Source organism: Dactylosporangium sp. CA-139066 (assembly GCF_050936175.1).
GTDB lineage: Bacteria > Actinomycetota > Actinomycetes > Mycobacteriales > Micromonosporaceae > Dactylosporangium.
This window is the reverse complement of the sequence record NZ_JBNJNH010000001.1, coordinates 2,980,754-2,994,649: the sequence shown is the minus strand read 5'-3', so window position 1 is coordinate 2,994,649 and position 13,896 is coordinate 2,980,754. Positions and strand designations below refer to the sequence as shown.

The 13,896-nt window shown below is 71.6% G+C and carries 14 protein-coding genes; 4 read left to right on the top strand and 10 right to left on the bottom strand.

Annotated features, from left to right (window positions below; genetic code table 11):
• Positions 1–6: 6 nt before the first annotated feature.
• The 5 genes from ACQEVU_RS13695 to ACQEVU_RS13675 are packed head-to-tail and all read right to left on the bottom strand — an operon-like array spanning position 7 to position 5,068.
• Positions 7–819, bottom strand: a complete 813-nt coding sequence (locus tag ACQEVU_RS13695; protein WP_433323294.1) for a glycosyltransferase family 8 protein — start codon at positions 817–819, stop codon at positions 7–9.
• A gap of 32 nt (positions 820–851) precedes the next feature.
• Positions 852–2,216, bottom strand: a complete 1,365-nt coding sequence (locus ACQEVU_RS13690; protein ID WP_433323292.1) for a GH1 family beta-glucosidase — start codon at positions 2,214–2,216, stop codon at positions 852–854.
• Positions 2,213–2,941 (bottom strand): DUF6071 family protein, encoded by a 729-nt coding sequence (locus ACQEVU_RS13685; RefSeq protein ID WP_433323290.1) that lies wholly within the window; start codon positions 2,939–2,941, stop codon positions 2,213–2,215. The genes ACQEVU_RS13690 and ACQEVU_RS13685 overlap by 4 nt, the downstream gene beginning before the upstream one ends.
• 1 nt (position 2,942) lies before the next feature.
• Positions 2,943–3,659, bottom strand: coding sequence for a DUF6071 family protein (locus ACQEVU_RS13680; RefSeq protein ID WP_433323288.1), 717 nt, complete (start codon positions 3,657–3,659; stop codon positions 2,943–2,945).
• Positions 3,660–3,664: 5 nt separating this feature from the next.
• The gene (locus ACQEVU_RS13675; protein WP_433323286.1) at positions 3,665–5,068 is read right to left on the bottom strand and encodes a carbamoyltransferase C-terminal domain-containing protein; all 1,404 of its coding nucleotides are present in this window, start codon (positions 5,066–5,068) and stop codon (positions 3,665–3,667) included.
• A 422-nt stretch (positions 5,069–5,490) separates the two neighbouring features.
• Between ACQEVU_RS13675 and ACQEVU_RS13670 the strand changes: the two genes are divergently transcribed.
• From ACQEVU_RS13670 to ACQEVU_RS13655, 4 genes are read left to right on the top strand one after another with little or no spacing between them, the layout of a single operon-like run.
• The gene (locus tag ACQEVU_RS13670) at positions 5,491–6,315 is read left to right on the top strand and encodes a thioesterase II family protein (RefSeq protein ID WP_433323284.1); all 825 of its coding nucleotides are present in this window, start codon (positions 5,491–5,493) and stop codon (positions 6,313–6,315) included.
• Entirely contained in the window at positions 6,312–7,286 is a 975-nt protein-coding gene (locus ACQEVU_RS13665; RefSeq protein WP_433323282.1) for an aldo/keto reductase, read from the top strand. The genes ACQEVU_RS13670 and ACQEVU_RS13665 overlap by 4 nt, the downstream gene beginning before the upstream one ends.
• Before the next feature lie 43 nt (positions 7,287–7,329).
• Entirely contained in the window at positions 7,330–7,602 is a 273-nt protein-coding gene (locus tag ACQEVU_RS13660) for a phosphopantetheine-binding protein (RefSeq protein ID WP_433323280.1), read from the top strand.
• 28 nt (positions 7,603–7,630) lie between these two features.
• The gene (locus tag ACQEVU_RS13655; protein WP_433323278.1) at positions 7,631–8,677 is read left to right on the top strand and encodes a MupA/Atu3671 family FMN-dependent luciferase-like monooxygenase; all 1,047 of its coding nucleotides are present in this window, start codon (positions 7,631–7,633) and stop codon (positions 8,675–8,677) included.
• Between the two features lie 20 nt (positions 8,678–8,697).
• On the opposite strand, the gene ACQEVU_RS13650 is transcribed toward ACQEVU_RS13655, so the two are convergent.
• The 5 genes from ACQEVU_RS13650 to ACQEVU_RS13630 are packed head-to-tail and all read right to left on the bottom strand — an operon-like array spanning position 8,698 to position 13,780.
• On the bottom strand, positions 8,698–10,467 hold the full coding sequence (locus ACQEVU_RS13650) for a condensation domain-containing protein (RefSeq protein WP_433323276.1): 1,770 nt from the start codon (positions 10,465–10,467) through the stop codon (positions 8,698–8,700).
• A 5-nt stretch (positions 10,468–10,472) separates the two neighbouring features.
• Positions 10,473–10,823, bottom strand: a complete 351-nt coding sequence (locus tag ACQEVU_RS13645; RefSeq protein ID WP_433323274.1) for an acyl carrier protein — start codon at positions 10,821–10,823, stop codon at positions 10,473–10,475.
• Positions 10,824–10,857: 34 nt separating this feature from the next.
• Positions 10,858–11,574, bottom strand: coding sequence for an SDR family oxidoreductase (locus ACQEVU_RS13640; RefSeq protein ID WP_433323272.1), 717 nt, complete (start codon positions 11,572–11,574; stop codon positions 10,858–10,860).
• 8 nt (positions 11,575–11,582) lie between these two features.
• Entirely contained in the window at positions 11,583–12,902 is a 1,320-nt protein-coding gene (locus ACQEVU_RS13635) for a condensation domain-containing protein (RefSeq protein ID WP_433323270.1), read from the bottom strand.
• Entirely contained in the window at positions 12,899–13,780 is an 882-nt protein-coding gene (locus ACQEVU_RS13630; protein ID WP_433323268.1) for a thioesterase II family protein, read from the bottom strand. Before ACQEVU_RS13630 ends, ACQEVU_RS13635 begins: the two co-directional genes overlap by 4 nt.
• Positions 13,781–13,896 lie beyond the last annotated feature (116 nt).

Sequence of the window (13,896 nt, the reverse complement as noted above, 5' to 3'; positions counted from 1 at the left end):
CCGAGTTCAATCCGGGATGCGAGCGGCGAGCCGTCGATAGCGGCTCCGGTACGGTTCGTACGGGAAGTCGTCGTGCCACGGCTTACGAGGGCCGATGAAGTGGGTGATCCGGACGCGCTCCGGTTCCAGCAGCCGCTGCAGGGCCGGGTCTTGCCACCAGATGAAGGTGTCGTTCCAGATCGAGGGCAACGGTCGCCAGCGGCCGTACAGGACGAAGTTGAGCGCATCCTGGTCGGGATGGCGCAGGTGCTCGCGATGTTCGTGCACGTGCCCGAGGACCTGCCCGGTGACGTCCATGCCGCGCCAGACGGCCGGCTGCATAAGCAGGACACCGCTGTTGAAGTACGGCGCCCTCGCGTCCATCGCGGGCGTCAGGCCGGGGACGCCGCCCCGGTCACCGATCGAACGGGTGAACCCGTCGCGCACGGCCGCCACGGGGGCCGGCCCGAGGGGGACGGACCACAGTGGGGTGAGGTCGCCGTCGACCAGGACATCGCAGTCGAGATAGAGCACCCGCTCAAGCGCGTCCGGCAACAGGTGCGGCAGATACAGTCGCAGGTACATGCCTGCGCTCAGCCGGCCGCCGTCCCGCTCGGCCAGCGGCAGGGAGCGGAAGTCGTCGCCGCACGTGAGCAGTCGCAGCCCGGCTCGGTCGGCGACCTGCCGCCGCAGCGGCTCGGCGCGTCGCTGCGCCACCGTTGCCGTTGTCAAGATCCAGAAGGTCAGGTCGTCGCGGCCGGAGTGGCATCGTAGAACGGACTCCACGACTACCCGCGCGTGGGCGGCGTAACCGTCGTCGAACGCCAGCGCAATGTCCATGGTGTCCCCGATCGATGGTTCGGCCGCCGCGGCTAGACGGTCCGGCTCCGGATCACGGCCGCGTACCACGCCGCGCTCGCCTTCGGCACGCGGCGACGCCCATCGGCATGGTCGACGTAGACGAGCCCGAAGCGGCGCCGGTATCCCCACGCCCACTCGAAGTTGTCAAGAAACGACCAGGCGAAGTATCCCCGCAGCGGAATCTGTTCCCGGACCGCCGCTGAGCACGCTCGCAGGTGCGCCCGGAGGTAGGCGATGCGGTCCCGGTCCTGCACGGACCCGTCCGGCCCCGGCTCGTCGTTGAAGGCGGCGCCGTTCTCCGTGATGTACAACGGAACGTGCCCGTACTGCCCGACGAGCCGGCGCAACACCGTCAGCAGGCCGGACGGGTCGATCTCCCAGCCCATCGCCGTGCGCGGAAGTCCACGATCGGCGAAGCGCACGTGCTCACTTCCCGGCCACGGGCTACCGGGCCGGGTCACGGGCCGGCGCGGTCCCGCGTGCACGACGTGACCGGTGTAGTAGTTGACGCCGAGGAAGTCGACCGGGCCGGCGATGCGGGACAGGTCACTCGCGCGGACGAATCCGAAGTCTGTCGTGGCCCGCAGGTCTTCGATCACGTCGCCGGGGTACCGGCCCAGCAGCACGGGGTCGAGGAAGAGACGGTTGGCGAGGCCGTCGATCCGCCGGGCCGCATCGGCGTCGGCCGCCGATGCGGACAGCGCGTGCACGGGATGCAGATCGAGAGCCAGGCCCACCCGGGCACCACGCGCGCGCAGTGCCCCCGCCGCGAGCCCGTGCCCGAGCAGCAGATGGTGGGCGGCGGCCAGCGCCGAGGCCGGTTCGAGCCGGCCGGGCGCGTGCTCGCCGGCCGCGTAGCCGAGCATGGCGGCGCACCAGGGCTCGTTGACCGTGATCCACGAGCGGACCCGGTCCCCGAGCGCATCGTGGACCATCAGTGCATAGTCGGCAAATCGAGCAGCCGTGTCGCGGACCGGCCAGCCTCCGTGGTCCTCCAGCTCCTGGGGCAGGTCCCAGTGATACAGCGTCAGCCAGGGCTCGATGCCTCGTTCGAGCAGTGCGTCGACCAGCCGGTGATAGAAGCCGACGCCTTCCGGGCTGACCGGCCCGCGGCCGCCCGGCTGGACCCGGGACCAGCTGACCGATGTCCGGAACGCCCCGATGCCCAGTTCGGCCATCAGGGTCGCGTCCTGCCGGTACAGCTCATAGTGCTCGCAGGCGATCTCGGTCGTGTCCGCGCCCAGGATGTGGCCCGGCCGACGGCTGAACGTGTCCCAGATCGAGGCGGTGCGTCCGCCACGGTACAACGCGCCCTCGGTCTGGGCGGCGGACGAGGCGACACCCAGAACGAAGTCGCCGGGCAGCGGCTCGTTCATGTGTCGGCGCACCAGTCCGCCAAGAGACCCGCGAAGTGGGCGTGCGCGGGGGCCAAGGGGTGCCGTCCGGGCCCGAACGAGAATTCGCCGGCGCGGCTGATCGAATAGAACGACGTGTCGGAGCTGAGGACCTCCCGGCCGTACACCGCGGATCGGTCGACGAGATCGGCCAGCTCCCGCAGCGGCGGCGCGACCGGCCGCGGGAGGCTGTCGAGCACGTCCCAGCCGTAGACGTACCGGGCCGTCGCACCACGCGCGCGAAGGTATCCGTCGAGCAGGAGCCAGTCGAGAACGAAATTCATGGTGCCGCCCTCCTCCGACCACAGGTGCCGGTAGTACGCCTCGCTACCGGCGTCGGTCGCCAGCCGCCAGGTGGCGGTGCGGAACCACGATGCCTCGTACGGCAGCCGGGGTCGGACGTCGCGGCGATTGCCGGGATCTGAGTCGGCGGGCGACGTCCTGAGATATTCCGACCTGTCCAGCCCCGTCCACATGCCGACGAACAGGGCGTCTTCGGTCGCGACCCCGGCGTCGCGGCAGGCCCGCTCGAAGGTGGCCACGCTGGTGCGCACCACCCGTCGGTTCGACCCGCCGTCGCAACCCAGGTTCACGACCGTGATGCCGAGGCGATCGCCGAGGACGGCGGGCCACGCCTCCCGCTCGGGATGCGCGAGCTCGGCCCCGCGGGTCAGGCTGCAGCCGTTGGCGACCAGCAGCCGCGCCACCCTAGGCCACCGTCCCGGCCGGGCCCGCACGGAGCGGGCCGGCCAGCATTTCCGCCAGATGCCGGTGCGCCTGGCGCAGCGGATGGCCGCCCGGTCCGACCGCCCACCCGTTCGCCCGGCTGATCCCGACGAAGGAATCGCCGACGACGCCGGCCAACCCGTGCGAGTGCAGGAGGCTCGCCAGTTCGGCCGCCGGTCCGGCCTGCGCCGGCACGACGGGCGGCTCGTGGCCGCACACATACCGAGCGGTCACGCCGCGGGTGGCCAGGAAGCCATCCAGCCCCATCCAGTCGAGCAGCCAGTTCGTCACGGCGCCCGCCTCGCTGAACAGGTGCCGGTAGAAGGCGCCGGCCGCGGGCTCCGCCCCGGCGTGGCGCGGGTCCATCTGGAGCCAGGTCTCCTCATCCGGAGACTCCGAGGCCGATGGCCCGGCGTGCCGGGCCGTCCTTCGCCGGTAGCGTTCGGAGCGGTCCACCCGCGTCCACATGCACACCACGAGCGTCTCCTCCGGCGTGGCGCCGGCGTCGTGGCAGATCCGATCGAGGTTGGCCACGGTGGTGCGCACGATGCGCCGATTCGAACCGCCGTCGGCGGCGAGGTTCACCACCGGGGCGGCCAGCATCCGCCCCAGGACGGCCGGCCACGCCTCGCGCTGCGGGTCGGCGAGCTCGGCACCGCGGGTGAGACCGCAGCCGTTGGCAATCAGCAGACTGAACACGCCGGTCACAGCACCGTGACGGCTTCGCGGCGGCCGAACGTCAGGGCATCGTCCCAGGTGTTGACCAGCGGCTCGCCGCGCGAGTTGAGGCTGGTGTTGAGCAGCATCGGGCAGCCGGTCTCCGCCCGCCAGGCCCGGAGGATCTCGTACAGCACCGGATGCTGTTCTGCGGTGACCGTCTGGACCCGGCTGGTGCCGTCGACGTGCACGACGGCCGCGTGCCGCTCCGGTTCGCGGCACCTGGCCGTGAACTGCATGTAGGGAGAGGCCGGCACGGGCAGATCGAACTCCGCGTGGGCAAGCTCCAGCGGGATCACGGGCGCGAAGGGGCGGAACCGTTCCCGGCCCTTGATCCGGTTGACCCGGTCCTTCATGTCGGGCGGGCGCGGGTCGGCCAGAATCGATCGGTTGCCGAGTGCGCGCGGGCCGAACTCGGCGCGGCCGTTCGCCACCGCGACGATGCCTTCCGAGCGCAGCAGCCGCACCACCGCCGCCGGGTCGAGCGCTCGCTGGATGTCGGTGCCGAGGTAGGGCCCGGGCCAGCGCACCGGGCCGGCGACATGCGCAGCGGCGGCGCCCATGCTCGATCCGGCGTCGCCCGGATTCGGGAAGATCCAGATGTCGGCGAAGTCGCCGTCCGCGCTGATGGCCGAGTTTGCCACGCAGTTGAGCGCGACGCCCCCCATGAGCACGAGGTTCCGGCTGCCCGACGCCTGACGCGCCCATTGTGCGGCGTTGCGCTGCACCATCTCCGTCACCGCCTGGATGCTCGCAGCGAGATCGGCGGCGTCGGCATTGGGCAGCCAGTCGCCGATACCGCGGTGGACATTGCGGCGCAGCCGGAACCCGGGCGGCTCGATGGCGATCCAGTCGCGCTGGATCTCCTCGACGTATCGCGGCCGGCCGAAGGCCGCCATGCCCATGATGATGTATTCGTCCTCGTTCGGACGGAAGCCGCATCGTCGTGTGAAGGCGCTGTAGAGCAGGCCGAGGCTGTCCGGGTAGCGGCGGCGATAGAGCCGGCGCAGGCCGCTCTCGCGGCAGTATCGCCAGATGGTGAAGGTGTCGAACTCGCCGATCGCATCCGCGACGATCACCGCCGCATCGCTGAACCCGCTCGTTGCCGCGCCGGCCATGGCGTGCGACTCATGGTGGCCGACGAAGGAGACCGGCGGCAACGGGAACGGCAGGCCGAGCGTGCGCAGGTAGCGCTGCGGCACGTCGTCGAGGGCGACCGCGTGGCCCCATTGCCGAGCCCGCGCGTGCCGTACCTTCTTCAGGAACGGACGCTCGTACCAGGCGATCGCCTCTGGTCGACCGTACGTCAGCGCCTCGGCCAGCAGACCGGGGTGCAGGCGGGGGTCGTTCTTGACGCGGGAGTAACGCTCGGAGTGCGCGGCGAACACCACCTCGCCGCCGTCGAGTACCGCGAGCGACGCGTCGTGGGAAAGCGCGGAAATACCCCAGACCGGCATGCCCGCCGCCTACTTGTACAGGTACGGATCACGCCGGGTGAGCCGGCGCCGGCGCCAACGCCAGGCGACCGAGTCCCACAGCCGTCGAACGCCGCCGATCAACCATGCGAACACGTCGAACTCCGAGGTTCACTCTGGGGCCGCGTGTCGGCGCTGCCGAAGGCCCGGGCGGCGTTCACCGTACAAACGGAGCGGCAATCCGATGTAGCCCCGTAAAGGCGGGACGAGCCGGACCCGGGCGGCGCCGGTCGCGTCAATAGGGGACATGCCGGCCGAGCGGGCGAAAGCCGACCATGGCTCGGACGTATCGGGTGCGGCCTGACCCGAACCGGGCCATCGATCGGGCAGGTGAGGCGATGACACAGCCACCGGCGAGTACGTTCGCGGCGACGCGCGGTGTGGCGGCCGGCGACCCGGCCGGCCGGCCGGCAGCGGCCATGGAACCGGCGTGGTTCGTCCCGCTGGCGGACCCCACGCCGGCGGCAGCCCACGTGTACGCCATCCCGCAGGCCGGCGGCGGGTGCGCGACGTTCGCCCGGCTCGCCGACGAGCTCGCCCCGGACATCGCCGTCTGGGCGCTGAACCTGCCCGGACGGCAGGCTCGATTCGGCGAACCGCCTCGGACCGACCTCGGTCCGCTCCTCGACGAACTCGCCGCGAGCCTCGCCGGGCAGCAGCGGCCCATCCTGCTCGGCTACTGCTCCGGCGCTCTGCTCGCGATGATGCTCGCCAGGCGCCTGTGCGCCCGTGGCACCGCCCCGGCCGCGCTGATCGCCGTGTCGTACCCGGCGCCCCATCGCGCCATGCCGCCGCGTTCGCTGCACGACCTCGACGGCCCCGAGTTCTGGCAGGAGATCCTTTCGTACGGCGGCGTGCCCGCGCAGTTGGCCGAGCAGCCCGACTTCCGCGAGATCTTCGAGGTCGCGCTGCGTGCCGACTACGAGCTGCTGTCCGGATACGAGTACGACGACGAACCGCCGCTCGACGTTGCCATCACCATGATCCACGGCGAGGAGGACCCCGTGCTACGACCGGCCGATATCGAAGGATGGGCCCAGCACACGAGCGCCGGCTTCCAGAGTTGCTCGGTCTCCGGCGACCACTGGCTGATCGACGGCGATCTCGCCGGGATCGCCGGCGCGATCCGCCGTGCGGTGGCCGAAGAGGTCGACGGGCGATGACGAGAGCGCTCGGCATGACCGGCCTGCCGGTGTCGCGGATCACTCACGGCACGTGGGAGCTCAGTGGCCACTGGGGCGCCTTCGACGAGGACGAGGCGATCGCCGCGCTCCGCCACGCCCGCGAACTCGGCGTCAACACCTTCGACAGCGCGCACGCCTACGGCTGGGGCCGGGCCGAGCGCATCCTGGGCCGGGCCCTGCGCGACGACCTCACCCACCGCCGCGACGAGATCGTCCTCGTCACCAAGGGCGGCCTGCGGATCACCGACGACGGCCGGCTGCAGCCCGACTCGAGTCCGCAGTGGCTGCGCGAAGGAATCGAAAGCAGCCTCGGCGCGCTCGGCGTCGAGCACATCGACGTGTACCTCGTGCACGTCGCGGACCCCACCGTGCCGATCGCGGACGTCGCCGGCTTTCTGCAACGCTACGTCGAGGCCGGCACGATCCGCCATGTCGGCGTCTCGAACTTCAGCGCACAGCAGATCGGCGAGTTCGCCGCGGCGCTGCCGGCGGAAGTGCTGCAGTCGCCGTACAGCCTGTTCCGGCGGGAGATCGCCCAGGCCGAGCTGCCGTACGCCCGGGAGCACGACATCGGTGTGATGGGTTACTCGCCGCTGGCCAACGGCCTTCTCGGCGGCACCCTCACGGAGGACCACGTCTTCGCCGGTGACTGGCGCGGCGGGGTCCCCTTCTTCCAGGGCGAGCAGTATCGCCAGACGCTGCGGCTGGTGAGCAGGCTCGCCGACTTCGCCAGGACCCGGTACGACGTGACCGTGGCGCAGCTCGCGGTCGCCTGGGCGCTGGCCAACACCGCCGTGGACACCGTGGTCGTCGGCACTCGACAGGCCAAGCACATCCAGGATGCGGTGCGGGCGACCGAGGTCCGCCTTGATGCGAGCGACCTCGCAGAGATTGACCGGCAGCTTTCCGCGTCGGCCGGGCCGGACGCGGACCCGGCGCAACAGTCGTGACCGGCGCCGCCGCGAATGTTCACCGCCACTGAGGAGGCGCACGATGGATGTCCTGGATCCGGCTTTCGAAGACCTGCTCCGACCGCACCTCGTGCTGCTCGACGAGTCGGCCACGATCGTGCCCGACCTGGAGCTACGAGAGGTCGGCGTGGATTCGCTGGCCCTGATCGAACTTCTGGTGGCCGTCGAGGACGCCTACGACCTCGAGTTTCCCGACGACCTGCTCACCGCCGACACGTTCCGCACCCCGGCGTCGCTCTGGACGATCATCTCGGTGCTTCGGGAGCGCAGCGCGCAGCAACAGCCGGCCGGCTGAACCAATCCACCGGGTCCGAGGAGACGACATGGCAGCGGGCGGCCCGCGCGCGCCGAGACTCAGCGTGTTCTTCTTCGCCAGCGCCGACACGGGACCCGCCGCCCACCGGTACGAGTTCGTCCTGAGCGCCGCGGCGCTGGCCGATGACCTGGGGTACGAGGCGGTATGGGTGCCGGAGCGGCACTTCCACACATTCGGGGGGCTCTTTCCCAACCCCGCCGTGCTTGCGGCCGCGCTCGCGGTGCGCACGCGGCGCATCGGCCTGCGGGCCGGCAGCGTCGTTCTGCCGCTCCATCACGTGGCGCGGGTGGCCGAGGAGTGGGCGATGGTCGACGCGCTGTCCAACGGCCGGGCCGGAGTGTCCCTGGCCAGCGGGTGGAGCCGGGGCGACTTCGTCCTCGCGCAGGGCCCGTACGAGCAGCGCCGCGAACGGCTGTACGCCTCGGTGGAGCTGTTGCAGGCGCTCTGGCGGGGCGAGGAGATCGAGTTCGCCGCGCACGGCACCGCGGCACCCGTACGCACCTATCCGGCCCCGTCGCGCCGGGCGATACCGCTCTGGCTCACCGCCATGTCCGGCCCGGCGACCTTCCAGGAAGCAGGACGGCGCGGATGGAACGTCCTCACCGCGTACCTGCAGCAGGACCGCGCGCAGCTCGAGGCCAACATCGGCGAGTATCGCCGCGCGTTCAAGGGCGCCGCGGCGGGCGGCACACCGCACGTGACCCTGATGGTGCACGCTTGCGTCGCCGACGACGCCGCGGAGGCTCTGCAGCTGGTCGAGCGACCGCTGCTGGCGTACCAGAACGAGTTTCTCGACCTCGCCGACCGGACGATGAGCGCCGACGACGACGGCCCGCTGACCGAGGATGAGAAGCAGGAGCTGGCTCGGTACGCCGTGCACAAATACGCCCGGGAGCGCGGGCTGATCGGCGGCCCGGCCGAGGTGGCCGAGCGGCTCCGCTACTTCGTCGAGATCGGCGTGGACGAGGTGGCGTGCCTGGTGGACTACGGGTTGCCGGCGCCTCGGATGCTTCAGACACTGCGCCGGCTCGCCGAGGTGGCCGGCCGCGCCTGACCTTCCGGGCGCGTCGCGGCTCACATATCGTCCGCCGTCCCGCCCCGGCCGTCGCCGGCACGCCGGATGGTTGTCGGGTCCCGCCAGAAGGCATGCCCGGCGGGATCGTTCGCGCCCGTCTCACCGTCGAGGCGATGGACGACGTAGCGATCCGGTGCCCGCGTGTCCGGCGTGTGCCGCAGCCGGGCCAGACAGGCGCGGTGCAGCCGCTCCGGGTCGATGTCATCGCGATCGACCGCCACATGCCCGGTCACCCGGTACTCGCCGCCGGCCCGGTCCAGCTGGACCCGCGCCGCCACCACGAACGGCAGTTCGCACAGCAGCCGCTCCACGGCGGCCGGATCGACCCAGCAGCTGTCGATGAGCACGGCCTGTCCGCCTCGCGGGATCGGCTCGATGCCGGTCAGGGCGGGAACCTCGCTCAGGTCCGGATCCGCGGCGACGGCGTGTACCAGCAGCCGTTCGATGCCTCGGACGAACATCTCCACACCACCGGCGTCCAAAATGCTCGGATCGGCGCCGAGGCTCAGCGTCAGGGCGCCGGCGGGGGCGTTGAGCACGTCGAGCCGCAGGCGCTGGTGCCGGTCCCACAAGAGGTTGCGGCGGTACCGGCTCAGATCCACGGCACGCGCAACCTCATCGGCGGCAATGTCACGGGCCGTGCCCGACGGCTGCCCGGTGGCCACGGTGGCGTCCTGGAAGTGGCAGCTGAGATCGACGAAAACCCCCCGCCGCACACTGATCTCGTCCAGCACCTGCTGGACACGCGCCGGCGGGTACCGCGCGTGCCGGTACGCGGCGAGCGAGGCGGTCCATGATCGCTCGATCAGCTCGCCGAACGAATGGTCGGGCAGGTCGACGACGAAGAGGCCCATCTGCGCGCAGGTGCCCACCATCGCGCGCAGCGGCGGTGACGGGCGATTGGCCGCCACCACCTGCAGGGCAACCGTGCGCGTCCCGGCGCGGGTGCCGAGCAGCGCCGCCGTCGCCGCCAGGATCGTCGCCGAGCGGGACACACCGTGGCGGCCGGCGAGCGCGCCCGAGGCGAGCGCGAGCGCCCGCGACGTCAGTTCGCCCGCCGGCGACCACGGCACATCGGGCAGCGGGCGGGCGTCCGGGAACATGCTCTGCGGCACGGCGTCGAGCGAACGGCGCCAGTGCGCGACCGCCCGGTCCGCGGTCCGAGCCCCGGCCGCAGTCGCCTCGGCCCTCGCCTGGTCCAGCGGCTGCCGCCCGCCGCCGCCCGGCCCCGCGCGGCCTCGACCGTCCAGCAGCGCCACCAGCCGGCCGGTGGCCAGATCCGCCCCCCACCGGTCCACCGCCAGGTGCGAGATCATGAGCAGCACGTAGACGGGGACGTCCGCCGCCGTGATGATCGCGACCCGCACGGGCAGTTCTTCGTCGGCGAAGCAGTGGCCCTTGTACTCGTACGACAGCCGTTCGGCGGCCGCGTCGGCACGGTCGCCGACCTCGTGGACGGCGAGGCGCACCTCACCGCGGTCAGCGACGTGCTGACCCGGCCGGCCGTCGGCGCCCGGGCGCACCGTGGTCCGGAATGCCTCGCACTCCTCGAACAGCACGCGCAGCGCGTCGGCCACGTCGGCCGGCGCCCGGCCGGCCGGCACCCGCACCAACCGGCCGAAGTTGAAGTAGGGGCGACGGGGCCGCGACAGCTGCGACAGGTCCCAAATCGTCTGTTGCGCCCACGTCAGGTCCGCCGTGCCGGAGCGAGCTGCTGAAAACGCCACGATCAGATGCGCCGTGGGCTCAAGCGCGTCGTCTGCGCCCATGTCGCTCACCGTTCGGCGCCGGCCGCGCCGTCCGGCTCCTCCTCGGCCGACCAGTCGATGTTCTGCCACGGCTGCAGCCCCTCCCAGTCGGGCGCGGCGGCGATCGCCACGGCCATTTCACGCGGCGTGGGATGATCGAGCAGGTCGATCAGGTCCAGCTCCTTACCCAGCTCGGAGCGGACGCGGGAACGGATTCGCACAACCGAGATCGACGTGGCACCCACGTCGAGCAGGTGACTGTCAACATCGATCGGCACATCAGCGCCAATCACGCTCCGCCAGATCGTGAGGACCTGCTCGACAAGGTCGACGGCCGCGCCGGCGGTGCCCGGTGCGGAAGCCAGGGGTTCGGACATCCTCGGTGCCTCCTCATGCTGCGATGCGCTTCGCTCACCAGTCCGCCGGCGCCCGGTCGCGGAAGAAGCCGGCCGTCGGTCCGCCCGGCGGCAGTGTCGCCAGCCAGACCGGCGTGTCCGCGGCGACCTCCACGGGCACGGTGGCGGCCGGCCCGCCCATGTCCGTGCGCACCCGGCCGGGGCAGCATGCATTGACGAGAATGCCGTCGTCGCACACCTCGTCGGCAACGATGCGGGTCAACGCATTGAGTGCGGACTTCGACACTCGGTACGCGGGGACGCCCATCCGCATCGTCGTCAACCGGCCGACGCTGCTCGAAATGTTCACGATGCGTCCGTACCGCCGGGCACGCATCGCCGGCACCACCGCCTGGGTGAGCCGCCAGGCGCCGAGCAGGTTCGTCTCCAACGTGCGCCGGACCACGTCCAGATCGGCCAGCACCGCCTCGTGCTCGGCGTCCAACGCGACCGCGGCATTGTTGACGAGCACATCGCAGCGCCGATAGGTGTCGCGCAACCAGCCGGCGAACTCCGCAACGCTGGCATTGTCCGCCACGTCCAACGGATGCACCCGCACGGAGGCGGCGGCTTCGCCCAACCGCCCGGCCGCCTCCTCGCCGCGCGCGAGCGACCGGCTGGCGAGCACCACACGCAGTCCGCGCCCGGCGAGCTGCCGGACGATCTCCAGGCCGAGCCCTCGATTCGCGCCGGTCACGACGGCAACCCGGCGCTCGTCCGTCCCGGTGCTCATCCCGGTGCTCATCCCTGCGCCGCCATTCGGCAAAGCACCTCGCCCAGCCGACGCTCCAGATCGGCCAGCGGCGCCTCTGCGCCCGTGACGCCGGGCGAGGCGATCTCGGCCTGCAGCCCGTTGTCGTTCAGCGAGAACCAGATGCCGTAGCCGACCCGGTACGCAGGGGCCATGTACACGCGTTGCCAGGCCGCACCGGCCGACGACGGCGCGTCGCTACGATCGTCGGTGAACGAGACAAAGCAGCTCGGGTGCTCCCCAGCGGCGCCGTTGAGGTCCGCCGGCAGGGACTCGAGTATCCGCGGCAGCGGCAGGTCGTGGTGATCGAGCACCGCCATCAGGCCGCGCCGGACCTCCGACAGCGTCTCGGCGAACCCCGAGGAGTCGGCGGCCCGGAAGTACACCGGCAACATGTTGGCGTACCAGCCGACGCCGTCGGCGGCGCCGGTCGCGCCCCGGTTGTGCGTCGCGATGAGCACGCCGACATCGGCGTTGCCGCCGAGTTCGCGCAGTGCCGTTCCGAGTGCCGCGAGCGCACCCATGAAATACGTGGCCCGGCCGATGCGGCAACGCCGGGCGAATGCGTCGGCCTGCGACGGGTCCAGCAGGTGCAGCGTGACATAGCGACCGGAGGCGAGGTTCCACGAACCCGGTCGGACCGGCAGCGGCGGGTGGACCGGGCGTCCCCGCAACGTGCGCTGAAAGCCGGCGAGCCGATGGTGCAGGGCGGGCCCGTCGGCGAACTCGCGTCGCTGGGCGGCGCTGAAGTCCAGGTAGTCCCCCGCGGGCGGCAGCTGCACCGATCGCCCGTCGCGGGCCGCGTCGTACAGCGCCCGGATCTGGGTCATCGCCACGGACAGCGACCACGCGTCGGTGACCAGATGGTCCATCGACAGGTAGAACAGCGGTCGATCGGACCGCACGAGGCCCGCCCGCAGCAGCGGCCAGCCGACCACGTCGAAGGGCCGGTCCACCTGTTTGCGGATGTAATGTAGTTCCGCGCCGGGGCCGTCCGGCAGGTCGGCCGCGTCGGTCACCAGGCACCGCACGCCGCCGACGGCGCTCGCCGCGACGGGTCCGCGCAGCGACACGACACCGTCCTGGAACAGGAACCGCCATCGGAGCGCGGGGTGCCGCTCGATGAACGCCTGTACGGCTGCGTCCATCGCGGCGACGTCGACCGGCTCGGGTAGCCGGCACACCAGCGGAATGGTCTTCGCCAGGGCGGCCGCCCCCGGCGGCTGCCCGCCACACACGGCACGTACCCGCCGTTCCTGCGCGAACGACGGCACGGGCACGCGGCCCGGCGATGCGGCGCCCGGCGTCACTGCTGAACCCCTCCGTACGCCGGGCAGTCGTCGAGGTCCAGATCGGCGGCGATGCGGTCGAGCACGTCCTCGGCCTGGTCGCGGATGAACAGGTGACCACCGACGAACGGATAGATCTGGCATCCGGCACTGGAGTGCCGCCGCCAGGCCGTCATCTCATCGACCCGCACTTCCGGGTCGTCGACGGCGGCAAAGCAGGTCAATGGGATGCTCAGCGGCTCCTCGGCAACATGGGCGTAGGTCTCACACAGCTCGAAGTCGGCCCGGATCGTCGGGGCGAGCGCGCTCAGCAGTTCGGCGTTGACGGCGGCGACTCTCGACGGCCCGGCCATCTCGGTGAGCCGGGCCAGGAACTCCCGGTCGGGAAGCCGGCTCGCCGGCGGACGCCACGGCGGCAGATCCGGCGCCCGATGCGCCGACACGAGCAGGCGCACCGGCTCGGGCGCGCCCGAGCGCCGCAGGTAACGGCACAGCTCGAACGCCAGCAGTGCACCCATGCTGTGGCCGAAGAACGCGAACGGTCGATCGAGCAGCGGCCGGATCTCCAGCGCCAGCGCGACGATCGCCGGCTCGAGCCGGCGCAGGGGCTCCTCGCCGCGGCGAGCCTCGCGGCCCGGCGGTTGTACGGCCCAGATCTCGGCGTCGAGTTCGTCCGGCAGTCGCCACCGGTTGAACATCGACGCACCGCCGCCGGCATAGGGGAAGCAGATCAACCGGAGCGCGGGCGTCGCCACCCCGTTCCACCGCCGCAACCACCGGCTCGTCACGAAACATACCTCCGGTGCTCGGGACTGCCGACCTGATGGGCCTGCGATCGCGATCGAGGTGCCCAGTAACACGTCAGGGCCGAGCCTCGCGCGCTCGATGTCGCCGCGCATGTCGCGAGATCTGGCGACAGGAAAAGGCGCTTCGGCGGTCCGCGACGCCGGGCGCGCGGTGCTCGGCGGTGTAAGGTCAGGAAGCCTCGGGAGCTCGTCCGCAATGCTCGTTGCCT